The 24,390-nt window shown below is 60.4% G+C and carries 29 protein-coding genes; 12 read left to right on the forward strand and 17 right to left on the reverse strand.

Annotated elements, in window-relative coordinates; genetic code table 11:
* The first annotated feature begins 216 nt into the window (after window positions 1–216).
* Window positions 217–1,302, forward strand: a complete 1,086-nt coding sequence (locus AD659_RS28600; protein WP_053127042.1) for a hypothetical protein — start codon at window positions 217–219, stop codon at window positions 1,300–1,302.
* A 79-nt stretch (window positions 1,303–1,381) separates the two neighbouring features.
* On the forward strand, window positions 1,382–2,278 hold the full coding sequence (locus tag AD659_RS28605) for a peptidoglycan DD-metalloendopeptidase family protein (protein ID WP_053127045.1): 897 nt from the start codon (window positions 1,382–1,384) through the stop codon (window positions 2,276–2,278).
* A 257-nt stretch (window positions 2,279–2,535) separates the two neighbouring features.
* Here the strand turns inward: AD659_RS28605 and AD659_RS28610 are convergent, their stop codons facing one another.
* The 3 genes from AD659_RS28610 to phoB form a co-directional block, all read right to left on the reverse strand.
* Entirely contained in the window at window positions 2,536–3,876 is a 1,341-nt protein-coding gene (locus tag AD659_RS28610) for a hemolysin family protein (RefSeq protein WP_030138217.1), read from the reverse strand.
* Window positions 3,877–3,989: 113 nt separating this feature from the next.
* Window positions 3,990–5,312: a phosphate regulon sensor histidine kinase PhoR gene (gene phoR / locus AD659_RS28615; protein ID WP_053127047.1), complete on the reverse strand. Its 1,323-nt coding sequence runs from the start codon at window positions 5,310–5,312 to the stop codon at window positions 3,990–3,992.
* Window positions 5,313–5,356: 44 nt separating this feature from the next.
* A complete protein-coding gene (phoB, locus tag AD659_RS28620) occupies window positions 5,357–6,046 on the reverse strand; it encodes a phosphate regulon transcriptional regulator PhoB (RefSeq protein ID WP_003177195.1) in 690 nt (229 codons plus the stop codon).
* Window positions 6,047–6,198: 152 nt separating this feature from the next.
* On the opposite strand from phoB, the gene AD659_RS28625 reads away from it, so the two are divergent.
* Window positions 6,199–6,582 carry a COG4315 family predicted lipoprotein gene (locus AD659_RS28625; protein ID WP_053127049.1) on the forward strand — a complete coding sequence of 128 codons (384 nt, stop codon included), beginning with the start codon at window positions 6,199–6,201 and terminating at the stop codon, window positions 6,580–6,582.
* Window positions 6,583–6,766: 184 nt separating this feature from the next.
* On the opposite strand, the gene ubiA is transcribed toward AD659_RS28625, so the two are convergent.
* The gene (ubiA, locus tag AD659_RS28630; RefSeq protein WP_053127052.1) at window positions 6,767–7,657 is read right to left on the reverse strand and encodes a 4-hydroxybenzoate octaprenyltransferase; all 891 of its coding nucleotides are present in this window, start codon (window positions 7,655–7,657) and stop codon (window positions 6,767–6,769) included.
* Entirely contained in the window at window positions 7,657–8,220 is a 564-nt protein-coding gene (locus AD659_RS28635) for a chorismate--pyruvate lyase family protein (protein ID WP_053127143.1), read from the reverse strand. Before AD659_RS28635 ends, ubiA begins: the two co-directional genes overlap by 1 nt.
* A gap of 175 nt (window positions 8,221–8,395) precedes the next feature.
* On the opposite strand from AD659_RS28635, the gene AD659_RS28640 reads away from it, so the two are divergent.
* From AD659_RS28640 to AD659_RS28650, 3 genes are all read left to right on the forward strand, one after another.
* Complete coding sequence (locus AD659_RS28640) at window positions 8,396–8,563, forward strand: rubredoxin (protein ID WP_003177199.1); 168 nt, start codon at window positions 8,396–8,398, stop codon at window positions 8,561–8,563.
* A gap of 24 nt (window positions 8,564–8,587) precedes the next feature.
* A complete protein-coding gene (locus AD659_RS28645; protein ID WP_053127054.1) occupies window positions 8,588–9,736 on the forward strand; it encodes an NAD(P)/FAD-dependent oxidoreductase in 1,149 nt (382 codons plus the stop codon).
* 191 nt (window positions 9,737–9,927) lie between these two features.
* Window positions 9,928–10,200 (forward strand): HU family DNA-binding protein, encoded by a 273-nt coding sequence (locus tag AD659_RS28650; RefSeq protein WP_053127056.1) that lies wholly within the window; start codon window positions 9,928–9,930, stop codon window positions 10,198–10,200.
* Between the two features lie 281 nt (window positions 10,201–10,481).
* Here AD659_RS28650 and AD659_RS28655 read toward each other — a convergent pair whose 3' ends face one another.
* The gene (locus tag AD659_RS28655) at window positions 10,482–11,573 is read right to left on the reverse strand and encodes an aminopeptidase (RefSeq protein ID WP_053127058.1); all 1,092 of its coding nucleotides are present in this window, start codon (window positions 11,571–11,573) and stop codon (window positions 10,482–10,484) included.
* Between the two features lie 58 nt (window positions 11,574–11,631).
* Between AD659_RS28655 and AD659_RS28660 the strand changes: the two genes are divergently transcribed.
* Together AD659_RS28660 and AD659_RS28665 are read left to right on the forward strand one after the other, a co-directional pair.
* Complete coding sequence (locus AD659_RS28660) at window positions 11,632–12,045, forward strand: PA0061/PA0062 family lipoprotein (RefSeq protein ID WP_053127060.1); 414 nt, start codon at window positions 11,632–11,634, stop codon at window positions 12,043–12,045.
* Between the two features lie 40 nt (window positions 12,046–12,085).
* Window positions 12,086–12,511 carry a PA0061/PA0062 family lipoprotein gene (locus AD659_RS28665; protein WP_053127061.1) on the forward strand — a complete coding sequence of 142 codons (426 nt, stop codon included), beginning with the start codon at window positions 12,086–12,088 and terminating at the stop codon, window positions 12,509–12,511.
* 9 nt (window positions 12,512–12,520) lie between these two features.
* On the opposite strand, the gene AD659_RS28670 is transcribed toward AD659_RS28665, so the two are convergent.
* Complete coding sequence (locus tag AD659_RS28670; RefSeq protein ID WP_003196417.1) at window positions 12,521–12,754, reverse strand: DUF1161 domain-containing protein; 234 nt, start codon at window positions 12,752–12,754, stop codon at window positions 12,521–12,523.
* A gap of 151 nt (window positions 12,755–12,905) precedes the next feature.
* Window positions 12,906–13,337: an OsmC family protein gene (locus tag AD659_RS28675; protein WP_053127063.1), complete on the reverse strand. Its 432-nt coding sequence runs from the start codon at window positions 13,335–13,337 to the stop codon at window positions 12,906–12,908.
* A 238-nt stretch (window positions 13,338–13,575) separates the two neighbouring features.
* On the opposite strand from AD659_RS28675, the gene AD659_RS28680 reads away from it, so the two are divergent.
* The gene (locus AD659_RS28680; protein ID WP_053127065.1) at window positions 13,576–14,577 is read left to right on the forward strand and encodes an LLM class flavin-dependent oxidoreductase; all 1,002 of its coding nucleotides are present in this window, start codon (window positions 13,576–13,578) and stop codon (window positions 14,575–14,577) included.
* 54 nt (window positions 14,578–14,631) lie between these two features.
* Here AD659_RS28680 and AD659_RS28685 read toward each other — a convergent pair whose 3' ends face one another.
* Together AD659_RS28685 and AD659_RS28690 are read right to left on the reverse strand one after the other, a co-directional pair.
* Window positions 14,632–14,859 (reverse strand): DUF1161 domain-containing protein, encoded by a 228-nt coding sequence (locus AD659_RS28685; RefSeq protein ID WP_053127067.1) that lies wholly within the window; start codon window positions 14,857–14,859, stop codon window positions 14,632–14,634.
* Window positions 14,860–14,973: 114 nt separating this feature from the next.
* Window positions 14,974–15,189: a dodecin gene (locus tag AD659_RS28690; protein ID WP_003177209.1), complete on the reverse strand. Its 216-nt coding sequence runs from the start codon at window positions 15,187–15,189 to the stop codon at window positions 14,974–14,976.
* A gap of 155 nt (window positions 15,190–15,344) precedes the next feature.
* Here AD659_RS28690 and AD659_RS28695 point away from each other — a divergent pair, with 155 nt between their 5' ends.
* Complete coding sequence (locus tag AD659_RS28695) at window positions 15,345–15,671, forward strand: ElaB/YgaM/YqjD family protein (RefSeq protein WP_053127069.1); 327 nt, start codon at window positions 15,345–15,347, stop codon at window positions 15,669–15,671.
* Here the strand turns inward: AD659_RS28695 and AD659_RS28700 are convergent.
* A complete protein-coding gene (locus tag AD659_RS28700) occupies window positions 15,644–16,561 on the reverse strand; it encodes a LysR family transcriptional regulator (RefSeq protein ID WP_053127071.1) in 918 nt (305 codons plus the stop codon). The genes AD659_RS28695 and AD659_RS28700 overlap by 28 nt on opposite strands.
* Window positions 16,562–16,673: 112 nt before the next feature.
* Here AD659_RS28700 and trpB point away from each other — a divergent pair, with 112 nt between their 5' ends.
* Together trpB and trpA are read left to right on the forward strand one after the other, a co-directional pair.
* The gene (gene trpB, locus AD659_RS28705) at window positions 16,674–17,906 is read left to right on the forward strand and encodes a tryptophan synthase subunit beta (RefSeq protein ID WP_053127073.1); all 1,233 of its coding nucleotides are present in this window, start codon (window positions 16,674–16,676) and stop codon (window positions 17,904–17,906) included.
* On the forward strand, window positions 17,906–18,718 hold the full coding sequence (gene trpA, locus AD659_RS28710) for a tryptophan synthase subunit alpha (RefSeq protein ID WP_053127075.1): 813 nt from the start codon (window positions 17,906–17,908) through the stop codon (window positions 18,716–18,718). The genes trpB and trpA overlap by 1 nt, the downstream gene beginning before the upstream one ends.
* A 226-nt stretch (window positions 18,719–18,944) precedes the next feature.
* On the opposite strand, the gene AD659_RS28715 is transcribed toward trpA, so the two are convergent.
* The 6 genes from AD659_RS28715 to scpC form a co-directional block, all read right to left on the reverse strand.
* Window positions 18,945–20,906, reverse strand: a complete 1,962-nt coding sequence (locus AD659_RS28715; RefSeq protein WP_053127077.1) for a DUF7844 domain-containing protein — start codon at window positions 20,904–20,906, stop codon at window positions 18,945–18,947.
* Window positions 20,903–21,223, reverse strand: coding sequence for a DUF2388 domain-containing protein (locus AD659_RS28720; protein ID WP_003187020.1), 321 nt, complete (start codon window positions 21,221–21,223; stop codon window positions 20,903–20,905). The genes AD659_RS28715 and AD659_RS28720 overlap by 4 nt, the downstream gene beginning before the upstream one ends.
* Window positions 21,224–21,251: 28 nt before the next feature.
* Complete coding sequence (locus tag AD659_RS28725; protein ID WP_053127079.1) at window positions 21,252–21,560, reverse strand: DUF2388 domain-containing protein; 309 nt, start codon at window positions 21,558–21,560, stop codon at window positions 21,252–21,254.
* Window positions 21,561–21,666: 106 nt separating this feature from the next.
* Window positions 21,667–21,984, reverse strand: coding sequence for a DUF2388 domain-containing protein (locus AD659_RS28730; protein WP_053127081.1), 318 nt, complete (start codon window positions 21,982–21,984; stop codon window positions 21,667–21,669).
* Between the two features lie 346 nt (window positions 21,985–22,330).
* Entirely contained in the window at window positions 22,331–22,546 is a 216-nt protein-coding gene (locus AD659_RS28735; RefSeq protein WP_003187014.1) for a DUF1127 domain-containing protein, read from the reverse strand.
* Window positions 22,547–22,865: 319 nt separating this feature from the next.
* Entirely contained in the window at window positions 22,866–24,359 is a 1,494-nt protein-coding gene (gene scpC / locus AD659_RS28740; protein ID WP_053127083.1) for a succinyl-CoA:acetate CoA-transferase ScpC, read from the reverse strand.
* Window positions 24,360–24,390 lie beyond the last annotated feature (31 nt).

Here is a 24,390-nt window from a genome sequence, read left to right on the forward strand (position 1 = left end):
GGTGAACGCAGTTTCAATGACCACTGGAAATCAACTGTGGGAGCGAGCCTGCTCGCGATGAGGCCATCAGCCTCGGCATAGCATCCAGACCTCAGTCGCAGCCCCGACCCCACTCGTCTGAACTGTTACTTCCTACAGGTTAATTGTTGGGTCGTGCTTCCTAGATTGTCGTGAGCGGTCACTTTTCGTGAGCGCATGACGAAACAGGAGTTTGCGATGACCAATTACATCAGCTTGGAAGAAAGAAACCGGATTGCCGATGAATTTCATCGTGGTCAGGGCCCTTTGCTCCCCGCTACGATTGATGAAGCTGTGGACGGGAAGATTTCATATGCCTATCTGGAGAAGGGGCTGACCATTCGTTTTCCCTTTGTCGAAGGGATGAGGGTAGGTGGTCCATATCACTTAACGATGGGCTCAGCGGATGCCGGTTTTGGCATCGGTGGACAAATCCAGGAAGAAAATCAGGACACCCTCGTGGCGGTGTCGGCTGACCAGGCGTTGGCTTTTCAAGGGCAAGAGGCAAGCCTGAGGTACTATTATTTCGAATTCGAAGAGCCCACTTCGCCGCTCACCCAGTATTCGATCGAGGAAGGGCCCGGGGAGCGGATATTCAAGCCCCAAGTGGATGAAGCCGTTGATGGCGTTATCCCCCTGGCAGTGCTATCGCAGGGCGTAAACCTTAGAATCAAAGCCGGATTTTCGCTGACCCTCGACGCACTCGTTTCTATCTATTGGTGGGGGACGCATGCGGATGGTTGTTTCGTCAAACACCTTACCGTCGGCCCGGATCCGGATGAAGATCTGGTCGTGCGGGTCGAACCTGCTCATCTGATGCCGCACAAAGGTGGCCGCGTCAGGGTTATCTGTACAGCGCTGTCGACGACGGGCACCCAGACGTCCCTTTTACTTGAGCTTAAGGTCGCCAGTGGTCTGGCTGTGCCTGAGGCGGTTTATCCAGTGGACGAAGACCTTCGTATCCCAGCCCAGGTCCAGCCTATTATTGAAGAGGGCGGCATACCCCTGTTGCTCAAGACTCAAGGAATGGCCGCGGGGGATGTGGCGATACTGATGTCCTACACTGTGCATCCGTATACTGGATTTGTGCGGCGGTATTATGTGAAGGCGTCCGACATTGAAGCGGGTCAGATACGCTTTTCCGTGCCGACCTGGTTTCCAGAGGACGACCTGTATATATGGGTTTGGGGTTTGATTCATCGTCGGGATGGGGGAGTTGTGGGTTCTCCTGACTTTTTTCTGGTAGTACCTGGCATGCACAGCGCAAGCGCCAACCCAGTTTGAAACATCCGTCGACTACGCTGGTCCATCCCAGCTGCTAGGCTGCTGTTCAAGCCTTCATTTTTCGACAGAACTTTTGCCCATGCTCGTGCCCCTGTTGTACGCCTGCGCTCTTGTCCTGGCCTCCACCTCGGTCGAGGCCATGACGATCTACAAATCCACCGATGCCAATGGTGTTGTCTCCTACAGCGATCGCCCCAGCAAGGGCGCCCAGGTGTTCGTGTTCCGCGACCGCATGGTCGAGCGCCTGGAGCGGCAGGTGTTTCTCGATATCAAGAAGCAGAAGGGCGGGGATGCGGTGTTCGTGCGCAATGACCTGTACGCGCCGGTGGAGATCGAGTTGAGTTTCGCCGGGCTGCGCAACGTCAGCGGGGCGCCGAGCCGGCCGATTCGTCGGGTGCTGCCGGCACGCAGCAACCTGCGCCTGGCGCTGCTCACGGCCACCCGGCCCGGCAGGCCGCTGGTGTATACCCCAAGGTTCGAATATTCCCTGGGCGACCCTGCAGGCGCCGCCCAGGACTATCGGTACCCGCTGCCTTGGCGCGGCGGGCCGTTCCGGCTCAGCCAAGGGGCCAATGGTCAATACAGCCATTACGGCCCGAAGAACCGCTACGCCATGGACATCGCCATGCCCGTCGGCACGCCGATCATCGCCGCGCGGGGGGGCGTGGTCATCAAGACCGAAAATGAGCAGACCGGCCGCGGGGATGATCCTGCGGGTAACTTCGTGCGGGTGCTGCACGACGACGGCACCATGGGCGTCTATCTGCACCTGCAAAAGGGCTCGGTGAGCGTACGGGAAGGGCAGCGGGTCGCGGTGGGCACGGCGTTGGCGCTGTCGGGCAATACGGGCAACAGCTCAGGGCCGCACCTGCATTTCGTGGTGCAGCGCAATACCGGGCTGGGGCTGGTGTCGATTCCCTACCAGTTCAACCAACCAGTGGGCGACTTGCCCAACTTTGCGTTGGGCAAGCAGTAGCGCCGAGGCGTGATGAGGGTGCACTTGTGGTGGAGCGATTTATCTGTGGGAGCAAGGCTTGCCCGCGACGAAGGCGACGCGGTCTTTCAGCTCTGTAGGAGCTGGCGAAGCCTGCGATCTTTTGATCTTTCGCTGCAGACTCAATTGGCAGTGAAAAGATCGCAGCCTCGCTTCGCTCGTCAGCTCCTACAGAACCAGCGGGAGCAAGCTCCCTCGCCACGGTGGGTTATACCTTCAACTTGCGGGCAGGTTGATGCTCAATCGAGCATCAACACCTTCGCCAGGATGATCTTCGGCCCTTTCATCTTCTTGATGATGATCCGCAGGCCCTCGACTTCCAGCACTTCTTCCTCTTCCGGCACGCGCTTGAGGGTTTCATAGACCAGCCCGGCCAGGGTTTCGGCTTCGATGTGGTCCAGGTCGATCCCCAGCAGGCGCTCGACCTTGAACAGCGGCGTGTCGCCACGCACCAGCAGCTTGCCCGGCTGGTAGGCGAGGATGCCGCGCTCGGCCTTGCGGTGTTCGTCCTGGATGTCGCCCACCAGCACTTCCAGCACGTCTTCCATGGTCAGGTAGCCGATGATGTTGCCGTCGGCTTCCTCGACCACGGCGAAGTGCGAGCCGCCCTTGCGGAACTGCTCCAGCAACTGCGACAGCGGCATGTGCCGCGACACGCGCTCCAGCGGCCGGGTCAGTTCGGCCAGGTTGAACGACTCGGGAATGTGATCCAGGGCCGCCAGTTCCAGCAGCAAGTCCTTGATGTGCAGCAGGCCGACGAACTCCTGGCGCTCGCTGTCGTACACCGGATAACGGCTGAACTTGTGGCGACGGAACATCGCCAGGATTTCCTTGAGCGGCGCGTTGAATTCCAGCGTCACCAGGTCTTCCCGGGAGTTGGCCCAGTCCACCACTTCCAGCTCGCCCATCTCCACGGCCGAGGCCAGTACGCGCATGCCCTGGTCGCTCGGGTCCTGGCCACGGCTGGAGTGCAGGATCAGCTTCAGTTCTTCGCGGCTGTAATGGTGCTCGTGATGGGGCCCAGGCTCGCCTTGGCCGGCGATGCGCAAGATGGCGTTGGCGCTGGCGTTGAGCAGGTAGATCGCCGGGTACATGGCCCAATAGAACAGGTACAGCGGCACGGCGGTCCACAGCGACAGCAACTCGGGCTTGCGAATGGCCCAGGATTTGGGCGCCAGTTCACCGACCACGATGTGCAGGTACGAAATGATGAAGAACGCGGTGAAGAACGACACGCCCTTGATCACTTCCGGCGACTGGACGCCGACCGCGCCCAGCAGCGGCTCGAGGATGTGGGCGAACGCCGGCTCACCGACCCAGCCCAGCCCCAGGGACGCCAGGGTGATACCCAGCTGGCATGCCGACAGATAGGCGTCGAGCTGGCTGTGGACGGTGCGCAGGATGTGCCCGCGCCAGCCGTTCTGCTCGGCGATGGCCTCGACCCGGGTCGAGCGCAGCTTGACCATGGCGAATTCTGCCGCAACGAAGAAGCCGTTGAGCAAAACCAGGATCAGAGCAAAAAGAATCATGCCGAATTCGGCGAAGAGTGTGACGAGGGACAAGCCAGGGGAAGGGTCCATGATGGGGTTTTGCGGGTTCCGAATAGTCGTAGAAGTTGAAAATGAGCGCCTGAAAAGGCAGGCGCAAGTCAGTCAATGTAGCGGCTGACTCGGCGATTGCCTAGGGGGCGGTCTCAATCAGCGGGGTTGGCGAGGCGTGCGCGAACCACCTGGGCCGGGGCGAAATGGCAGGTAAAGGTGCTGCCATGGCCGGGTACGCTACTGATTTCCATGCGGGCGCGGTGGCGCAGCAGGACGTGTTTGACGATGGCCAGGCCCAGCCCGGTGCCCCCGGTGTTGGAGTTGCGGCTGGAGTCGACGCGGTAGAAACGTTCGGTCAGGCGCGGCAGGTGCTTGCTGTCGATGCCGATGCCCGAATCGCGCACGCTCAGGTGCGCGCCTTGCTCGTCACCCCACCAGCGCACATGGATCCGGCCCTGCTCCGGCGTGTACTTGACCGCGTTGAACACCAGGTTGGAAAACGCACTGCGCAGTTCCGCCTCGCTGCCTTTGAGCTGCACGCCCGGGTCGGCTTCCAGGGTGATGGTCTGCTGCTTGGAACCGGACAGTTCCTGGGCATCTTCGACAATGGTTTGCAGCAGGTCGTCGATCGGCACTGGCTGGTTGTCCGACGGGTAATCGGTGGCTTCCAGCTTCGCCAGCAACAGCAAGTCGTTGAGCAGGGTCTGCATGCGTCCGCTTTGCTGGTGCATCTGCTGCAAGGCCCGGCTCCAGCGCGGGTTCACCTCCTCGACGTTGTCGAGCAGGGTTTCCAGGTAACCACAGATCACCGTCAACGGCGTGCGCAGCTCGTGGGAAACGTTGGCGATGAAATCCTTGCGCATTTGTTCCAGCTGATGGATACGCGTGACATCGCGCACCAGCATCAAGTGCTCGTTGTTGCCGTAGCGGGTGATGTACAACTGGATGCGCAGCCGGTCGTTGGTGGGCGAAGGAATTTCCAGCGGCTCGGCGTAATTGGCCTGTTCGAAATATTCCTTGAAGCGTGGATGACGCACCAGGTTGGTCACCGGCTGGCCGCTGTCCTGGGGCGTCTTGAGGCCCAGCAACGTCTCGGCAGCACGGTTCCACCACTCCAGGTTGCCATCGCTGTCGAGCATGATCACCGCGTCTTTCAGCGCGGCGGTGGACTCCTGGACCCGGTCGATCACCGCCTGCAAACGCCCGCGAACGCGCTGGTCGCGCCGTTGCAGGTGGTAGATGCTGTCGAACACCTCGCCCCACAGGCCATAGCCGTCGGGCGGGGCCTCGTCGGGTTGGTGCAGGCGCAGCCATTCATGCAGGCGCAGCAATTGCTTGAGTGTCCAGGCCAGATAAAGCCCCAGGCCCGCGGCCAGGCTCCAGCCGTAATAACCGCTGATCAGGCCGATCAGCAAACAGCCAGTCACCAGCAACAACATGTGGCGAATCAGGGTGCCATGCCAGTTTTGATTCACGTGACGCGCGTCCTTGTCAGCTTGTCGGGCGGTAAGGGCTCGGATCAGGCCTTGGTCGAAAAACGATAACCGGTGCCACGCACGGTTTGTACCAGATTTTCATAGGCATCGCCGAGGGCCTTGCGCAGGCGCCGGATGTGCACGTCCACGGTGCGTTCCTCGACGTAGACGTTGCCGCCCCAGACTTGGTCCAACAGTTGTCCGCGGGTGTAGGCACGTTCCTGGTGAGTCATGAAAAATTGCAGCAGGCGGTATTCGGTCGGGCCCATCTCGGCGGGTTTGCCATCGATGGTCACGCGGTGGCTGATCGGGTCGAGCAGCAGGCCACCGACTTCGATCGGGGCTTCGCCATCGGTCGGCCCGGCGCGCCGCAGCACGGCCTTCAGGCGCGCCACCAATTCCCGTGGGGAGAACGGTTTGGTGATGTAATCGTCGGCGCCGACTTCCAGGCCCTGGATCTTGTTGTCCTCTTCGCCCTTGGCGGTGAGCATGATGATCGGGATATCGCCGGTCAGCTCGTCGCGCTTGAGGCGCCGGGCCAGTTCGATGCCTGACGTGCCGGGCAGCATCCAGTCCAGCAGGATCAGGTCGGGCTTGCGGTCGACGATGATGGCATGGGCCTGTTGAGAGTTTTCTGCTTCCATGCAGTCATAGCCGGCCATCTCCAACGCAACAGCGATCATCTCGCGGATGGGCGCCTCGTCGTCGACGATCAGAATGCTCCTGCCAACCATGGGGTAATCCTCTTGTCATTTAACTGTCTTGCGCCGCATTAGATAACGGAATTATTGCAGTCGTGTGACAGTTATTTCGTCCTGCGGCAAGGGAGGGGATCCTGGACTAAGCTTTTCAGTCCGAATCCTGACAACCACAAAAGAAGGTTTCCATGAAACAAATGACTGTTTCCTTCAAAGCCCTGCTGATGGCTGCTGCCCTGACGCTGCCTGGATTGGCGATGGCAGCCGATCCTGCGATGGAGAAGGACGGTATGTTCACCGACCATAAGGGCATGACGCTTTACACCTTCGCCAAGGACTCGGCCGGCAAATCGGCGTGCAATGACAAGTGTGCCGCCAATTGGCCACCGCTGATGGCTGAGGCGGGTGATAAATCCATGGGTGACTGGACCGTGATCAAGCGTGATGATGGCTCAATGCAGTGGGCCTATCAGGGCATGCCGCTGTACACCTTCGTGATGGACAAGAAGGCCGGAGACATGACCGGCGAGGGCAAAATGGACGGCGCCTGGAAAGTTGCCAAGGCTAAGTAACGCGTCCCACTGAGACGCTTTTTTGTGGCGAGGGAGCTTGCTCCCGCTCGGTTGCGCAGCGACCGCTAGATCTTGGGGCCGCTTCGCTGCCCAGCGGGAGCAAGCTCCCTCGCCACAAAGGCTTTCGTGACTCAAGGTTCCACAAAGGTTTCATGACCCAAGGATTACCGCTGGGTCAGCGGCCTCAGCGCAACGCGTAATCCAGCACGATCCCCACGAAAATCGCCAAGCCGGCCCAGTGGTTATGCAAGAACGCCTGGAAGCAACGCATCCGGTCCCGGCCACGGGTGTACCAGAACTCCCAGGCGAAGCACGCGGCCGCAGCCACCAGCCCCAGGTGGAACCAGCCGCCGAGCTGGAATTTCGACCCGGCCAACAGCAGGCAGCCCAAGGCCAGGCCTTGCAGCATCAGAATGATCACCCGGTCGGCATCGCCAAACAGGATCGCCGTGGACTTCACGCCGATGCGCAGGTCATCGTCCCGGTCGGTCATTGCGTAGTAGGTGTCGTAGCCCACTGTCCACAGCAGGTTGGCGATGTACAGCAACCAGGCGGCCGCCGGCAGGTGACCGGTTTCGGCGGTGAACGCCATTGGCATGCCCCAGGAGAACGCCGCCCCCAGCACCACTTGCGGGTAGTAGGTATAGCGCTTCATGAACGGGTAGCTGAACGCCAGCGCCAGGCCACCGAGGGACAGCAGGATGGTCGGGGCATTGGTGCACAGCACCAGCAGGAAACTCACGCTCATCAGCACGGCGAAGAACACCAGCGCTTCTTTCGAACTGATCTTGCCGCTCACCAGCGGGCGTTGCTCGGTGCGTTTGACGTGGCCGTCCACCTTGCGGTCGGCCCAGTCATTGATCACACAGCCACCGGCGCGGGTCAGCACCACGCCGAGGACGAAAATCACCACGTTGGCGATGGACGGCGAGCCTTCACCGGCAATCCACAACGCCCACAACGTCGGCCACAGCAGCAGGTAGATGCCGATGGGCTTGTCCATGCGGGTCAATTGCACGAAGTCCCATGCCCGTGGGTTCAGGCGATTCAAGGATTTGAGCAGGTGCACGTACATCAAAAATTCTCCGAATAGGCGCGGGCGACGGTCCACAAGCGGGGCAGGAAGATTTCCGCCACCAGCACGCTCAACGCACCGCGATCGAAACGTGAGCGGCGACCCCACAGCCCGCTGGCGCGGACGTCTTCCGGCAACCCGGCCTCGGGGTAATGGCAAACCTCGATGGCCCGGCGCTGGAACGCCTGGTCGCAAAACAGCAATTCGCCCAGGGAGCGGCTGCCCAGTTCGTCCATCTGCAACCCGTCACCCTGCAAGGCGCTGCGCGCCGCCACACTGCGGGCGAACACCCAAGGTTGGTCGCGGCCGCGCAGATACACCTCGCGTACCCAGCCCTCGCTGCCCTCGGCCAGGTCCAGCGCGGCACATTCGTCGGTGCGCAATGGCTGCCAACCTTCGAACAACGGCGTCACGCTGAAATGGCCATCCGACAGGCGTGTGAGGCGCCGGGTCAGGGAGCCTTCGTCGAACAGCCAATCGAGTACACCCGCATCGGGGCGGGGCGACAGCAGGGGCTGGGGCAGCCATTGGAGTGTAGGAAATATCGAATTTGTATGCGGCACAGAGGTCTTGAATGGCAGCAAATGAGGCCGCGAGCTTACCATGTCGGTCACCGGTTTTGACGGGGCCGGCCTGTAGCCTGCCGATCGTGCTTGCATCTGTTGCAGCCGATCAGTACAAAACGGCCCTGAGCCGGAAAATACCGGCCAAGGCCTGACATCATGAGGAAGTATTGGAATGAAGAAGTGGCAATGTATCGTCTGTGGCCTGATCTACAACGAAGCCGACGGCTGGCCTGACGATGGCATCGCGCCCGGCACCCGTTGGGAGGACGTACCGGCAGACTGGCTGTGCCCGGACTGCGGCGTTGGCAAAATGGATTTCGAAATGATCGAAATCAACTGATCGTTTCATCAAGTGGAGAGCAACATGAGTGCACCTGTCGTCATCGTCGGTACTGGGCTGGCCGGTTATAACCTGGCCCGGGAGTTTCGCAAGCTCGACAGCGAAACCCCGTTGCTGCTGATCACCGCGGACGACGGTCGCTCGTATTCCAAGCCGATGCTCTCCACAGGCTTTGGCAAGAACAAAGACGCCGCCGGCCTGAGCATGGCCGAGCCGGGGGCCATGGCCGAGCAACTCAAGGCCGAAGTGCGCACCCACACCCGCATCAGCGGCATCGATCCGGGCCACAAGCGGCTGTGGATCGGTGAGGAAGCGGTGAATTATCGTGACCTGATCCTGGCCTGGGGTGCAGAAACCGTACGCGTGCCGGTACAGGGCGATGCGGCGGACCTGATCTTTCCGATCAACGACCTGGAGGACTATGCACGCTTCAGGGCCGCGGCCACCGGCAAGCGCCGGGTGTTGTTACTGGGCGCTGGCCTGATTGGCTGCGAGTTTGCCAACGACCTGACTCTGGGTGGCTACGAAGTGCAACTGGTGGCGCCGTGTGAGCAAGTCATGCCGACGCTGTTGCACCCGGCAGCGGCCGCAGCGGTCCAGGCCGGGCTGGAAGGCCTCGGCGCGCGCTTCCACTTGGGCCCTGTGCTCAACCGCTTGCAGAAGGTCGCCGACGGGCTGGAGGCACACCTGTCCGATGGCCAGGTGATCGCCTGCGACCTGGTGGTCTCGGCCATCGGTCTACGCCCACGGATCGACCTCGCAGCCGCCGCCGGCCTGGTGGTCAACCGCGGCGTCGTGGTCGACCGTCACCTCAAGACCTCCCACGCCAACATCTACGCCCTGGGCGATTGCGCCGAGGTCGACGGCTTGAACCTGCTGTATGTCATGCCGCTGATGAGCTGCGCCCGGGCGCTGGCCCAGACGCTCGCCGGCAACCCGACTGCCGTCAGCTACGGCGCCATGCCGATCACCGTCAAAACCCCGGTGTGCCCATTGGTGGTGTCGCCGCCGCCGCGAGGCAGCGAGGGCGTGTGGAGCGTCGAAGGGCAGGGCACGGACATCAAGGCGCTGTGCCGCGACGCTCAAGGCAATCTGTTGGGTTACGCCCTGACAGGCACTGCGGTGATGGAGAAACTGGCACTGAACAAGGAGCTTCCAGCCCTGCTGGCGTAAATACTGGTCGTTCTGTCGCAAAAACCCTACTTTTGGTCCCACAAAGGTCGCCCGGACACTGGCGCGGTTTTCGGCACCGTGCCATCCTCACTCCCGTCTGCCGCAGAGTAGAGCCTGCGGCGCCTTAGGGGCTGTTCCAAAGAGAACAGCACGGACATAACAACAAAAAAACCGTCAAAGGGGCTTCATTCATGCGTAAACCAGAACTCGCCGCCGCCATCGCGGAAAAAGCAGACCTCACCAAAGAACAAGCCAACCGCGTCCTCAACGCCGTCCTCGAAGAAATCACCGGCGCCCTGCACCGCAAGGACAGCGTTACCCTGGTGGGCTTTGGCACGTTCCTGCAACGCCACCGCGGCGCTCGCACTGGCAAGAACCCACAGACCGGTGAGCCGGTGAAGATCAAGGCCAGCAACACCGTTGCCTTCAAACCAGGCAAGTCCTTGAAAGAAAGCGTTAACTGATAATTTGCTACGAGTACCTCGGCCAGGGGGAAGCAAGCGGCAATCAAAAAGGGCATACCGATGAATCGGTATGCCCTTTTTTGTGCAGGGTGAATTGGTTTGGCGAGACGGCGCTGTTCCAGTGGTGATCATCACCTGTGGCGAGGGAGCTTGCTCCCGCTGGGTCGCGAAGCGGCCCCAAAAGCGACGACTGCTGCGCAGCCGAGCGGGAGCAAGCTCCCTCGCCACAGGGTTTGGAGATGCCTCACTGTGGGAGCGAGCTTGCTCGCGATGACGCCAGCCTAGTCCGCAGAAGTCTTCGGCTCCGCCAATACCTTCAAGGCCGCCTTGCGCTCCTCGATCGGCAGTTTCCCCAGTTTTTCCACCACTGCATAAAACGCAATCCAGTTCCCGCCCTCCTGCTTGAAGAGTGCCGCAAACGCCGGTACCCACTGGTCATACAGCCCGAACGGTAGTAACCGGGCGTTGTTCAGTGGCGCGTAGACCCAGGCATCGTAGCGCTTGTCGCCCGCCCACTGGGTGTCGCGCATTTCCACGTAGTCGGCACGCAGGCGTTCGAATTCTGCAGCCTTGCGTTGGCGCATCTGCTCGGCCGACAGGGGTAGGGTGTAGAGCTTTTCCAGGCGCTGGCGGGTGTCGAGGATCAGTTGGATGAATTGATCGCGCTGGCGCACCTGCTTGCCGTTATCCGGCGCCAGCCCACGGCTGGCGCGCCATTGCCGGGTGCCCTCCTGTTCGACGAAGGTGGCGAAGGATTCATTGAATTCGGTGTCGTCCTTTACATAAAACCGCTGGTGCGCCAGTTCATGAAAGATCAGCGTCGCCAGGCGTTCGTCGCCCCAGTGCATCATCGAACTCAGGATCGGATCGTTGAACCAGCCCAGCGTCGAATAGGCCTCTACTCCACCGATCGCCACGTCCATGCCTTGCAAGCGCTGCAACGCGGCCTCGCCACGGGCGGCGCCCTGGCTGTAATAACCGCGATAAGCCACGCAACCGGCAATGGGAAAACAATGATTTAGCGGTGCCAGGGAAAACTCTGGCGTGGCGAAGACATTCCAGACTACGAACGGCCGGCCAATGTCTGCATACAGGCGATAGCTTTGATTGTCCGGTAGATGCAGGTGGTCACTGGCAAAGGCCCGTGCCTTGCGCGCTTGGGCCAGGTACGCCTTGAGTTGGGTATCGCGAGCGGGGTCGGCTATGACCTGGTCGATAGGCTCGCGGCCCTGCAGCAATTGCAGCTGCCCGCCGACAAGTTGGCTGTAATAACCGGCACTGGCGCAACCGTTCAGTAACAAAAGCAGCAGGCCTGGAAACAAAATCTGGAAAACACGGTCGAGTAACCGATGGCTTGAACGCGGCCTGATCAATTGGAATCACCCTGGGAAGTCTGCCTACAAGACTATCTCGCTTGCCTGGAGCTTCGCTATGCGCGTGTTGATGCTGACGAGTGGCCTGTTGTTGCTGACGGGGTGTGCCGGCTTGCCTGACCCCGATCCATCCCAGGCGTGGATCGACCTGGGCAACCAGCAGGACACCGCGCTGCAGGCGCTGGAAGTCGATGACAAGCTGTCCGTCGACCGACGTTATTTCGAAGTGCAACCCGGCAGCCATGAGCTGACGGTGCGTTATCAGTTTGCTGTCGAGCCCGGCAACATCGGCCCGGATGCCGAACCGCTGTGGCGCGATTGTCGGTTGAACGTGAAATTCAAGGACTTCAACGCCGGCCAACGTTATCAGCTACAGGCCGGCAGCATTGGTTTCCGGCCGTGGGCCAAGCTTTATGATCAGCAGCGCAAGGTGGTAGGGCAGGGTACGCCGGCGGGCTGCCAACAAACGTGATTGGCGCTATGCTCAAGGCCTGATTTTCAGGAAACTCATCATGCGCTTATCCCTGCTGTTACTGGCCCTGGTCTCCATGAGCGGTTGCGCAACGAGCCCGCTGCCCCCGGTCGACCCGAACATGGCATGGGTTGATTTCGCTACCCCCATGCCGGGCGGCAAAATGCTGATGGCTGAAAGCCTGGACGGCCAGCGCTTGCGCGACGGACGGTTCTTTCAGGTTTCGCCGGGCAGCCACGAACTGAAAGTGCGCTTCGACTTCGAAGTATTCAGTGGTGGTGGGTTGGGCATGCAGGCCGAACCGCAAGAGCGACTGTGCTACATGCTCGTGCGCTACGACCATTTCGAGGCCGGCCAGCGCTATCGTCTGGAGGCTCGCAACCTGGCATTCACGCCCAGCGCCCGGCTCTACGACGCCAAGCGTCAAATCGTGGCCGAGGAACGACAAATCAATTGCGTTCCATAGGGTCCCGTCCTAGCGGTCGTTCTTCTGGTAGATGATTTTCTTCGTGCCGTTTTCACAGGTACCCACCACCATGTTCTGGTCGTGGACTTCGTCATTGGTGACGATTTCCAACGTGTAGGACGACACGTTATTGGCCTGGATCTTTGCTTCGATTTCCGCTTTCAGCTCTTCACAGGATTTGGGTGCTGCTAGGGCGGATGCAGCGAATGCGCAGCCGATGACCACCAGGGCTGATCGTTTCATGTTCGAATTCCTCATGGCAGCGCGCACTGCCTATGCGCTGAAACTGCGGGTTTCATTCGATCATAATTGCGCCAGGCTAAACAGTCTCGACCGCATTCAATAAAATCGCAGCCTTCGGTAGCGCCTGCAAAGGCTGCGATTCCTTCATGGGTCAGCTCACCAGCGTCGCATCCAGGGTGATCTTGGCGTTCAGCACCTTGGAAACCGGGCACCCTTCCTTGGCCTTGTTGCTCAGTTCATTGAACTGGTCCTGGGTGGCACCGGGGATTTTCGCCTTGAGCACCAGCTTGACCGCCGTGATCGCAAAACCTCCCTCGACCTGATCCAGGGTCACTTCGGCGTTGGTGTCGATGCTGTCGGCCTTGAGCCCGGCGTCGCCGAGGATCATCGAAAAGGCCATGGAGAAGCAGCCGGCATGGGCCGCGCCGATCAATTCCTCCGGGTTGGTGCCCTTGCCGCCTTCGAAGCGCGCCTTGAAGCCGTAGGGCGCTTCACGCAACACACCGGTTTCGGTGGAAATGGAGCCGATACCGGTTTTCAGGTCACCTTCCCAATGAGCCGATGCTTTTTTGATGATAGCCATGTCTGCCTCCTGTAGATCCGACGCGAAAGCCGCGCCTGGGTGTTTTTTTACTGTCTGGGTTGTGAGGATAGACCGCCTGGAAAAGTTCACCCCGTCGATTAGCCGACGAATTTAGTAGGAAAATTCGTCGCAGCTATTGAAACTCGGGTATATGCCCACATTGCATGGCACACACCTTTAGAAACGGCAGGCTTTTACCCGTAGGAAAAGCCCGGAACGCCGTTGGAGATCCCGGCCCATGAAACAGCTGTCCGAAGTGAAATTTTCAACCCTCGACCTGGTGCCCGTTCGCGCTGATGGCAATGCCGCCCAGTCCTTGCGCAACTCGCTGGACCTCGCGCAGCACGTGGAGCAATACGGCTATACCCGCTTCTGGGTGGCCGAACACCACAATATGGACGGTATCGCCAGCTCAGCGACGGCGGTGCTGTTGGGGTATCTGGCCGGGGGCACTTCGACCATCCGCGTCGGCTCCGGCGGCGTCATGCTGCCCAATCACGCGCCGTTGATCATCGCCGAACAGTTCGGCACGCTGGAAAGCCTCTACCCGGGTCGCATCGACCTGGGATTGGGCCGTGCGCCCGGTTCCGACCAGATGACCGCTCGGGCGCTACGCCGCGAGCGCTCAGGCAGCGCGGACGACTTTCCCGATGACGTGGCCGAACTGATGCGCTACCTGGGCCCGCGCACTCCGGATCAACGCATCATCGCCATGCCCGGCACCGGCACCAACGTGCCGGTCTGGCTATTGGGTTCGAGCCTGTTCAGTGCGCAACTGGCCGGTGAGCGCGGTTTGCCCTACGCATTCGCCTCCCATTTCGCACCACGCTTCATGCATGAGGCGATCCGCATCTACCGCAATCACTTCAAACCGTCAGCGGTGCTCGACAAGCCTTATGTGATGCTCGGCGTGCCGCTGGTGGCCGCGGATACCGATGAACAGGCCGATTACCTGGCGACGTCGGTGTACCAGCGAATCCTGGCGCTGATGCGTGGCCAGAGCCTGGTGCAGCGTCCGCCGGTCGAAACCATGAACGGTCTCTGGTTGCCCCATGAGAAAGAGGCGGTCGGCGATTTCCTGGGCCTGGCCATGGTCGGCGGTCCGCAGAAGATTCGCGCCAAGCTGCAAGTGTTGATCGAGCAAACCCAGGCCGATGAGCTGATTTTCACCAGCGACCTGTATGAGCACGCCGATCGCTTGCACTCCTACGAGTTGTTGGCGCAGGTCATGAAGGGCTAAGTCGCGGCCAATAAAAAGCCGACGCTGTGCGTCGGCTTTGAGCTGAGCGCGCTATCAGCCGCGTTTGTAGACGATTTCCTTCGCACCGCCCTCACAAGTGCCGACGACTTTTTGTCCGTCAGTCGCTGCGCCTTTATCGACGATCTCCAGCGAATAGCCCGACACGCCCTTGGCGTCCAGCTTCGCTGCGATTTCGCTTTTCAGCTCTTCGCAGGGCTTGCCGGCCGCAAACGCACCACCGGCAAGGCTCAGCAAACCCAGGGCCACCATCAATTTTTTCATCGCTCGCACTCCTTGGTCGGATCAAATAGGGCAGGTATTGGAAAACGTAATGCGCGAACCATAGCGCATCGCCACTCCCTATGGCACTCCGCCAGCGTGCAAGTTCAACGAACCTCAGCTATTGGCAATTCGAAAACCAACCTTGATGGTCACTTGGAAATGCGCGGCCCGGCCATTTTCGATGTGGCCGCGGGTTTCCGTGACTTCAAACCACTCCAGATGCTTGAGGCTTTTGCTGGCCTCCGCCAGGGCATTGTTGATGGCATCCTCAATGCTGGTGGGAGAGGAGCCGACCAGTTCGACTTTCTTGTACGTGTGATGATCACTCATGACGTTCTCCTTGGTTGTCTTTAAACAGCCTAGCAGCGATTTATCGCCTTACATGTGTGCCCGTTCAAGCGGCGAAAGTTCAGATTTACTGCACTTTCCCAAACCGTCGCAGTCCCAATTCTCACACGATACTCAACCACTGCAGGAGAGCCACCATGGCCAGCACTTCGTTACGCAAAGCCTCGTTGCAAAGCATGGAAGCGGAGATCGAAAGTCTGCTCAAGTCGTTGGAAAGTCTGAAGGACGACGCTTCGGACGAGTCGCGTAAGACCCTCAAGTCACTCAAGGCCAATGCCGAAAATGCGTTGAAACATTCTCGCCATCTGCTCAGTGACGCGTATGAAGAGGTCAAGGTGAAAACCCGTGAAACCGGGATCGCCACACGCGACTACGCGCAGGAACACCCATGGACCACGGCCGGTGTCGCGGTCGGTGCGCTGGGTTTGCTGGCGGCTTACCTGCTATGCAAACGCGGTGACTGAGTGGGTTGGCTCAGTTCATACCTGAGCCACTGGGCCAATTGCCGAGCGCGCCCGTCCGCGGCGCGCTTGGGTAGCCACAACGCCAGTCGCGCCGTGGTTTCATCGAAGCCCCACGGCGCGACCAGGCGACCGGCGCGGACGTCCTCGGCCACCAGCGGCTCGGGCGCGATCGCCACGCCTAACCCCGCCACGGCGGCTTCCAGCAAATAATACAAATGCTCGAATCCTTGCCCGAACTTTAATGCCTGGGGTTCAAGGGTGTTTTGTCGTGCCCAGGTCGGCCAAGCCTGTGGGCGCGAGGTGGTGTGCAGCAACGGTTCTTCGAGCAGCGCGCTGGGCGGTGCACCCTGCAAGCGGGTGAACCCGGCGTAGTGCGGGCTCATCACCGGGCCGATCCGCTCGCTCACCAGTTCATACACTTGCATGTCGGCCGGCCAGGGCGGCTCGGCGAATACCAGCAAGGCGTCCAGCCCCGGTCGCCTGGGGTCCAGGTCGCCTTCGCCGGCGGACAGGTGCAGGCGCAAATCCGGCAGGTCAGCATTGAGCCTGCCCAAGCGGGGAATGAACCAGCGTGCCAGCAGGCTTCCCGAGCAGCCCAGTACAAACGGGGCGTCCGCCGTACTTTGTGTCAGCTCCGCGCAAACACCGCGTAAGCGCTCGAACGCATCGGTGCTGGCGTCCCGCAGGCGCAAGCCGGCATCTGTGAGTTTCAGGCCGCGCCCGTCCTTGATGAACAAGCTGACACCCAAATGCTCTTCCAGCACCTTCAGCTGTCGGCTCACGGCCCCATGGGTGACGTGCAGCTGTTCGGCCGCCTGGCTTACGCTGTTCAGGCGGGCAGTGGCCTCGAAGGCGCGCAAGGCATTGAGGGGGGGCAGGTCGTGGCGCATTTTATCTGTGAGTTTTCCTGACATGTTGCGGCGATCTTATCGGTTTTCAGTGGGTGATGTCAGGGGTAGAGTGGACTTCATTGTCTTTCAACGCATTTGCCTGGAGCGCCCGATGACCCAGCCTACGACCCCCTTCAACCTGCGCAGCGGCCCCGATGCCAACGGCCTGTTCGGCGCATTCGGCGGCCGTTATGTGGCCGAGACCTTGATGCCGCTGATCCTTGATCTGGCCCGTGAATACGAAGTGGCGAAGGAAGATCCTGCCTTTATCGAGGAACTGGCCTACTTCCAGCGCGACTACGTCGGTCGTCCGAGCCCGCTCTACTTCGCCGAACGCCTGACCGAATACTGTGGCGGCGCCAAGATCTACCTCAAGCGTGAAGAGCTGAACCACACTGGCGCGCACAAGATCAACAACTGCATCGGCCAGATCCTGCTGGCGCGGCGCATGGGCAAGAAACGCATCATCGCCGAGACCGGCGCCGGCATGCACGGCGTGGCCACCGCCACCGTGGCCGCGCGTTTCGGCCTGGATTGCGTGATCTACATGGGCACCACTGACATCGAGCGCCAGCAGGCCAACGTGTTCCGCATGAAGCTGCTGGGCGCTGAAGTCATCCCTGTGGTCGCCGGCACCGGCACCCTGAAAGATGCCATGAACGAGGCTTTGCGCGATTGGGTCACCAACGTCGACAGCACGTTCTACCTGATCGGCACCGTGGCGGGCCCGCATCCATATCCTGCGATGGTGCGCGACTTCCAAGCCGTGATCGGCAAGGAAACCCGTGACCAACTGCAAGCCCAGGAAGGCCGCCTGCCGGATAGCCTGGTGGCATGCATTGGTGGCGGTTCCAACGCGATGGGCCTGTTCCACCCGTTCCTGGACGACAAGAGTGTCGAGATCATTGGCGTCGAAGCCGCAGGTTATGGCATCGAGACCGGCAAGCACGCGGCAAGCCTTAACGGCGGCGTCCCCGGTGTCCTGCACGGCAACCGCACCTTCCTGCTGCAGGACGACGACGGCCAGATTATCGACGCCCATTCGATTTCCGCGGGGCTCGACTACCCCGGCATCGGCCCGGAACATGCCTGGTTGCACGACATTGGTCGCGTCCAATACACCTCGGTCACTGACGCCGAGGCCCTGGAAGCCTTCCACAAATGCTGTCGCCTGGAAGGGATCATTCCCGCGCTGGAAAGCGCCCATGCCCTGGCCGAAGTGTTCAAACGCGCACCCAACCTGCCGAAAGATCACCTGATGGTGGTCAACCTGTCCGGCCGTGGCGACAAAGACATGCAAACCGTGATGCACCACATGGAACAGTCCCAGCAGGAGAAACACTGATGAGCCGCCTGCAAACCCGTTTTGCCGAACTCAAGGAACAGAACCGTGCCGCCCTGGTGACTTTCGTCACGGCTGGCGACCCGGACTACGACACGTCGCTGGCGATCCTCAAAGGCCTGCCGGCGGCCGGTGCTGACGTGATCGAGTTGGGCATGCCGTTCACCGACCCGATGGCCGACGGCCCGGCGATCCAGTTGGCGAACATCCGCGCCCTGGGGGCTCAGCAGAGCCTGGCGAAAACCCTGCAGATGGTTCGCGAGTTCCGCAAGGACAACACTGAGACACCGCTGGTGCTGATGGGCTACTTCAACCCGATCCACCGTTATGGCGTGCAGCGTTTCATTGGCGAGGCGCTGGATTCTGGCGTGGATGGCCTGATCGTCGTGGACATGCCGCCCGAGCACAACAGCGAACTGTGCGAACCGGCCCAGGCTGCTGGCCTGGACTTCATCCGCCTGACGACGCCGACAACCGACGATGTGCGTTTGCCTACGGTGCTCAACGGCAGTTCGGGTTTTGTGTACTACGTGTCGGTGGCCGGCGTGACCGGTGCTGGCGCCGCGACGCTGGAACATGTGGAAGAAGCCGTGGCGCGCTTGCGTCGCCATACTGAGTTGCCCATCAGCATTGGTTTTGGCATCCGTACGCCGGAGCAGGCGGCGGCTATCGCGCGGTTGGCCGATGGTGTGGTGGTGGGCTCGGCGCTGATCGACCATATCGCCAGTGCCGATACGTCGGAACAGGCGATCGATGGCGTGTTGAGCTTGTGTGCCGCCCTGGCTGATGGTGTGCGCAAGGCGCGTCTGGGCTGATTCCTGGTTCGGCTCTCAGCCAAAAAAAGGGGTTCAGAACGTGGTTCTGAACCCCTTTTTATTGCACCAGGACTGCTCTTGTGGCGAGGGAGCTTGCTCCCGCTCGGCTGCGAAGCAGTCGTAAACCTGCCAATGTGGTCTGTCTGAAAAATTGCATAAGCCTGTTTGGGGCCGCTTCGCGACCCAGCGGGAGCAAGCTCCCTCGCCACAATGGTGGCACTGCTCGTCAGGGCAACTCCAACCCGCCCCCAGCCTTATGCAGTTTGCGCAAATGCTCGCCGATCTCCTTCACATTGGCCTCGCTTGCAGCAATTTCAGCCGCGCGGCCCGGCTCGAGCAGCGCCCTGACTTCCTTGTCGAGATCGCCTGTCAGCGTTTGCAGTTGTTTCTGCCGCAAACTGCTTTCTGATTCCAAGCGTTGCCACTCGCTGGGTTGCGGCAAGCCGTAGCCGCTGCTGCCGAGCAATTCGGCCGGGCGGCTCAGGAAGCCACTGTTGGCGAGGATCTGCTGCAGCGTCGCATTAGCCCTTTCCATGCCACCGTTCTGCAACTCACGGGCGCCTAGGTAACGCTGTTTGACTTCATCCTGCGCCAGCAACAGTTGCCGACGATAACTGGCCTGTTCCAGCAGCAACAGCGCCGCGCTGGTGCGCAGGTCGGCCTTTTCGAACCAGACGCGGCGTTCGGCGGCGTCCAGGGCCAGCCAGTCTTCCACCGTTTGCTGCTTGATCGGCAGATACTTCTTCAGCACATCGAACATCGCCTGATACCGCTCACGGAATGAGTCGAAGCGGTAGCCCAGGCGCAAGGCTTCCTTGGGATCATCCAGCACGCTGGTGTCCGCCAGGCCTCGGCCCTTGAGGACTTCCAACAAGCCGTTGGGCAGGATGCTGTCCAGGCCGTTGAGCTGCGCGTTATTGCTGCCGCTGCGTAGCAACTTCAAGCTTTCCACGGCGCAGTTATTGGACAGGAAGTAATAGTTGCCGTCGTAGCTCCAATGCATTTCGGCGGCGTGCTCGACCGTCTCCTCGATCTCGGTGCGCGACAGGTTCAGCGGCACCGATGCCAGGCTGCGCAGTTCGGTCTTGGTGTATTCATCGATCACCTGGGCCAACGGCAATACGAACAGGCGCGACGGGTATTTGCCGACCAGCCCATCCCAACTCGACAGCTGCACATCGCCGACGAAGGCGCGGTATGACAGCACCAGGTGTTGGTCCAGATCCAGTCGGCAGTCCGGTCCACGTGGACGACCCGGTGCGCAGATCACCAGCCGGAGCATGCTGTGGCCCCAGCGGCTCACCCAGTTCTGGTTGGCTTCGGCCAGCAGGTAATCAATGGCATAGACCCGCTCGGGATCAACCTTGCCCAGTGGCGTCTTGGCGAAGTCGTTCCCGGCGTTGAGGAACGCGAACGATTTGGCGCAGGTGTCCTTGGCGGCGGGTGCCCAACCGAAGTGTTCCTGGTAATAGCGATACAGGGCGGGGCGTCGGCAGGCGTAGCTCGGGTCGAGGAGAAAGTACTCCATGTTGACCGCGACGAACTCCTTGGGGCTGCTCGTTTCATAGAGATCCGGGCTGCGGGCGACTTGGCGGTTGTGCTGTTCCCGCTCACCGCGCCGGCCGACGTATTGCGGCCAGCCGGCGAGGTCCAGCAAGCGCGGATCATCGCTGAGGGTGAAGCGGCGGTCGTTCTGGCCCCGGCATTCATCCGGAAGACCGATCAACCCGGCGCTGCTGTTGCGTCGAGTGCAGCGTTGGATCAGCGTGCGTTCGGCATCTGGCCATAGACGCGAGCGGTCATAGATGTGGGTCAGTTCGTGCAGGACCGTGGCGAGCATTTCCCGGCGCACGGTACCGTGGGGGCGATGGGTCTTTTGCGCCGCAGCGCTGCCGTCGACAAGGCTGTCGAGCAGGTTGCTATTGAGGTCCAGTTGCGACACCAGCGAGGCCTGGCCGTAGGCGTTGGCAGGCATCTGGTCGGTCCAGCCGACATCGATGCGTCGGTCCAGCCGCTCGATGAAGCGCGGCGGCAGAGCCTGCATGGCTTCATCGAGCAGCGCCTGGCTGGCCTGCTGTTGCGCCGGGCTCAGGCCTTCGGCGTTGAGGTGCAATTGCAGGCCGGCCTGGGCCATGCTGCCCGTAAGCAGCAAGGCCCCGGCCGCCAGCCAGGCGGCGAACCGCCTCACAATGCGAGGATGGCTTCGGCGAGAACCTGGTCACTGGCGTCGCGGGCTTCCGGCACGCGGGTGCGCAAGGTGTCGAAGGCGGCCTCGAGATGAGCGCCGCGAATTTCACCATTGCTGGCGACAAAACTGGCGGCATCGTCATGGGCTTCGCGAACGATTTTCGAATCACGAATGGACGTGGTGGTGTCGGAAGTGAAATCAATCGTGCGCTGGGAAGCGCGAACGATGATGTTACTGGTGGCTACCAGGGTATGTGCCTGGGCCACATCGGCCAACACCAGCAGGCCTAGGGCGGCAGCAATCAGCGGGCTACGCATGGAACGACTCCGGAGAAAATAAGGATAACTATTGGACGAGAATTGCCTGTGCCAGTTCAAGGTCGCTGGCATGAAGTTTTGGTTGGGTCCGGCGCAGGTAATCCAGGGCCGATTCCAGTTGTGCACCTCGCAACTGCCCGTCGCTGGCAATGAAGGCCGCAGCGTCATCGTGAGCGGCGACGATCAGTTTATGGTCGAAGGGCGCGGAGGTCACCATGCTCGTGGCATAGCCGCTGACCACCACTTGCTGGGTGGACACGTCGAAGGCATGGGCGGGCACGGACCAGCAAAAAACGACGAATAAAGACGCGATGAACAGATCTGAGTAAAAACGCATGGGACTCGACGGTTGATAGCGAGCCTGAAGGCTAGCGCAAACCTGCGGGCCAGAGCCAGTGCTGAAACATCGGAACACCAATTGGCGCCCGATGTTTCATGTTGCATCAGATCACCAGGATGGCCTGGGCCAGCTGTGCATCGGTGGCGTTAAGTTGCGGTGCCTGCTGGCGGATGTAATCCAGGGCACTTTCCAGTTTCACACCACGGATGGCGCCTTCGCTGGCCACGAAGCTGGCGGCGTCATCACGGGCGGCTTGAACGATCTTGTTGTCTCGCAGTGATGAAGTTGCATCGGAAGTCACGTCGGACGTGGCCTTGAGTGCTCCAACGAGGGAGTCGGTGGTGACGATGAAGCTGCTGGCGTTGGAATGGGCGGCTACGGCCAGCAAGGCAACTGCACTGAGCAGGCGAAGACGGATCATGATGAAACTCCTTGAAAGATGAGGTGATGCCGGTGCGTGTAGCTGGAAGAGGAGACGCATGCTCGACTCGCTTCGCCACGTTCGCCTCGATATTAGGACAGGAACGTGTTGGCTGACAGCCCTTGCGAGAGTCGTTGGCTTTAGGAAGCTTGTATTGGGCGTTACGGTTCAAGCATAACTGTACTGGTATATTTTTATTTGTGCGAAAACTGTTATTTCTCTCCAGTCGTCCTTAAAGGTCGGACTCGGAAACGACAAGACCCGTCGCGGTTACCCGCGACGGGTCTTGTTTTGTTCAATTCGGTGCTGGCGGTGGACCCGGTGGGTCAGGGCCAGCGACGCTGAGTTAGCGCCAGAACGGCTTGCTCAGCTCTTCGTAGCGTTGTGCTTCGCTGATACCGGCATCAGCCAGCAGGCGCGAATCCAGACGAGCCAGTTGGTGACGGCTGGCGATGCGGCGCTGCCACAACATCAGGTTGGCGATAACGCGAAGAGGCAGGGAAGCCTGGTTTTTTTCAGCTTTGTCTTCGAAAAACAGCTCGGAACTGAGTGTACGTTCCATGGTTGACATCCTTCCGCTTGTGGCGGGATTAGGTAGTGGTTTAACTGGTGCCCATGATCCTCTCGTTTGGCCAGTCTCTCTAGATACAGTTCACTTGTATTGTGAGAGACCAGTTAACTGTGAAAGAGCGGTGTACTGGTCGATATTGAGGCAACTGTACTTGTCTGCACGATAGTGGTGCGTTTTTATCCATCGATGGCTGTTTTGTAAGAAAAGACTGTAAGAAATCACCGGTACAGCAGTACAGTTTTTGTCGGATCAGGCTTGAGTGAGGGGCCGTAACTAAAACTGTATTTGCGATAGCGGTGATCCAGCTGTATCAGACGGCCAACATGCGCCCGGTTTCTTCAAGGTTCAGGTGCCAACTCAGTGCATCGCGCAGGATGTGCGGGGTATGGCCACCCAAGACGCACGCGGCGTCGAAATAGTCGTTCAAGGCCTGGCGATAGGAAGGGTGTACGCAATTGTCGATGATCACGCGTGCCCGCTCCCTTGGTGCCAGGCCCCGCAGGTCGGCCAGGCCGATCTCAGTCACCAGGATGTCGACATCATGTTCGGTATGGTCCACATGGCTGACCATCGGCACGACACTGGAAATGGCACCGCCCTTGGCAATCGACTTGGTGACGAAAATCGCCAAGTGAGCATTGCGGGCGAAATCCCCTGAGCCACCGATGCCATTCATCATCCTCGTGCCGCAGATATGAGTGGAGTTGACGTTGCCATATAGGTCGAACTCCAGCGCGGTGTTGATCCCAATGATGCCCAGGCGGCGCACCACCTCGGGGTGGTTGGAAATTTCCTGTGGGCGCAGGACCAGTTTGTCCTTGTACTTTTCCAGGTTTCCGAACACATCGGCATTGCGTCGACCCGACAGGGTGATCGAACTGCCGGAGGCGAAACTGAGCTTGCCGGCGTCAATCAAGTCGAATGTCGAATCCTGCAGGACCTCGGAATACATGGTCAGGTCTTCGAACGGGGAATCGATCAGCCCGCACATCACGGCATTGGCGATGTTGCCAATCCCGGCCTGCAACGGCCCGAGCTTGTTGGTCATGCGCCCGGCCGCGACTTCCTGCTTGAAGAAGTCGATCAGGTGATCGGCAATGGCCTGGGTGTCACTGTCTGGTGGCGCGACGGTCGAAGGCGAGTCCCCCTGGTGGGTAATGACAATGGCAGCAATTTTTTCCGGCGGGATCGGGATCGCGGGACTGCCAATACGGTCGTCGACTTTCACCAGGGGGATGGGTGTGCGGGTGGGACGATAGGTCGGGATATAGATGTCGTGCAGCCCTTCCAGGTTCGGGTTGTGAGCCAGGTTGATCTCGATGATCACTTGCCGGGCGAAGATGGCGAAGCTGGCCGAATTGCCCACCGACGTGGTCGGTACGATATGCCCTTGCTCGGTGATGGCGACGGCTTCGATCACGGCAATATCGGGCAGCTTGAGCTGGCCGTTGCGCAGTTGCTCGACGGTTTCCGAGAGGTGCTGATCGATGAACATTACCTCGCCTGCGTTGATCGCCTTGCGCAGCGTGCTGTCGACCTGGAACGGCATGCGTCGCGCCAGTACACCGGCTTCGGTGAGCTCCTTGTCGAGGTCGTTGCCCAGGCTTGCACCGGTCATCAGGCTGATTTTCAGCGGGGTGACCTTGGCGCGCTCAGCCAGGGCGTGGGGCACTGCTTTCGCTTCTCCTGCGCGAGTAAAGCCGCTCATGCCGACGGTCATGCCGTCCTCGATCAACAAGGCTGCTTCGGCAGCGCTCATCACTTTATTCCATAACGAAGGCAAGCGGATGCGATCACGGTACATAGGTGGTTATCTCGGGCTGGAAAGCAAGATG

The organism is Pseudomonas thivervalensis (assembly GCF_001269655.1).
Classification (GTDB): Bacteria; Pseudomonadota; Gammaproteobacteria; order Pseudomonadales; family Pseudomonadaceae; genus Aquipseudomonas; species Aquipseudomonas thivervalensis.

Coding starts and splice junctions, on each gene's coding strand:
- trpB (WP_053127073.1), top strand. CDS start 16,674: ATGACCCAGCCTACGACCCCCTTCAACCTGCGCAGCGGCCCCGATGCC.
- AD659_RS28650 (WP_053127056.1), top strand. CDS start 9,928: ATGCGTAAACCAGAACTCGCCGCCGCCATCGCGGAAAAAGCAGACCTC.
- AD659_RS28625 (WP_053127049.1), top strand. CDS start 6,199: ATGAAACAAATGACTGTTTCCTTCAAAGCCCTGCTGATGGCTGCTGCC.
- AD659_RS28735 (WP_003187014.1), bottom strand. CDS start 22,546: ATGGAACGTACACTCAGTTCCGAGCTGTTTTTCGAAGACAAAGCTGAA.
- AD659_RS28665 (WP_053127061.1), top strand. CDS start 12,086: ATGCGCTTATCCCTGCTGTTACTGGCCCTGGTCTCCATGAGCGGTTGC.
- AD659_RS28700 (WP_053127071.1), bottom strand. CDS start 16,561: ATGCGCCACGACCTGCCCCCCCTCAATGCCTTGCGCGCCTTCGAGGCC.
- AD659_RS28695 (WP_053127069.1), top strand. CDS start 15,345: ATGGCCAGCACTTCGTTACGCAAAGCCTCGTTGCAAAGCATGGAAGCG.
- trpA (WP_053127075.1), top strand. CDS start 17,906: ATGAGCCGCCTGCAAACCCGTTTTGCCGAACTCAAGGAACAGAACCGT.
- AD659_RS28690 (WP_003177209.1), bottom strand. CDS start 15,189: ATGAGTGATCATCACACGTACAAGAAAGTCGAACTGGTCGGCTCCTCT.
- AD659_RS28605 (WP_053127045.1), top strand. CDS start 1,382: ATGCTCGTGCCCCTGTTGTACGCCTGCGCTCTTGTCCTGGCCTCCACC.
- AD659_RS28720 (WP_003187020.1), bottom strand. CDS start 21,223: ATGCGTAGCCCGCTGATTGCTGCCGCCCTAGGCCTGCTGGTGTTGGCC.
- scpC (WP_053127083.1), bottom strand. CDS start 24,359: ATGTACCGTGATCGCATCCGCTTGCCTTCGTTATGGAATAAAGTGATG.
- phoB (WP_003177195.1), bottom strand. CDS start 6,046: ATGGTTGGCAGGAGCATTCTGATCGTCGACGACGAGGCGCCCATCCGC.
- AD659_RS28670 (WP_003196417.1), bottom strand. CDS start 12,754: ATGAAACGATCAGCCCTGGTGGTCATCGGCTGCGCATTCGCTGCATCC.
- AD659_RS28645 (WP_053127054.1), top strand. CDS start 8,588: ATGAGTGCACCTGTCGTCATCGTCGGTACTGGGCTGGCCGGTTATAAC.
- ubiA (WP_053127052.1), bottom strand. CDS start 7,657: ATGTACGTGCACCTGCTCAAATCCTTGAATCGCCTGAACCCACGGGCA.
- AD659_RS28600 (WP_053127042.1), top strand. CDS start 217: ATGACCAATTACATCAGCTTGGAAGAAAGAAACCGGATTGCCGATGAA.
- AD659_RS28675 (WP_053127063.1), bottom strand. CDS start 13,337: ATGGCTATCATCAAAAAAGCATCGGCTCATTGGGAAGGTGACCTGAAA.
- AD659_RS28725 (WP_053127079.1), bottom strand. CDS start 21,560: ATGCGTTTTTACTCAGATCTGTTCATCGCGTCTTTATTCGTCGTTTTT.
- AD659_RS28640 (WP_003177199.1), top strand. CDS start 8,396: ATGAAGAAGTGGCAATGTATCGTCTGTGGCCTGATCTACAACGAAGCC.
- AD659_RS28685 (WP_053127067.1), bottom strand. CDS start 14,859: ATGAAAAAATTGATGGTGGCCCTGGGTTTGCTGAGCCTTGCCGGTGGT.
- AD659_RS28660 (WP_053127060.1), top strand. CDS start 11,632: ATGCGCGTGTTGATGCTGACGAGTGGCCTGTTGTTGCTGACGGGGTGT.
- AD659_RS28730 (WP_053127081.1), bottom strand. CDS start 21,984: ATGATCCGTCTTCGCCTGCTCAGTGCAGTTGCCTTGCTGGCCGTAGCC.
- AD659_RS28680 (WP_053127065.1), top strand. CDS start 13,576: ATGAAACAGCTGTCCGAAGTGAAATTTTCAACCCTCGACCTGGTGCCC.
- AD659_RS28610 (WP_030138217.1), bottom strand. CDS start 3,876: ATGGACCCTTCCCCTGGCTTGTCCCTCGTCACACTCTTCGCCGAATTC.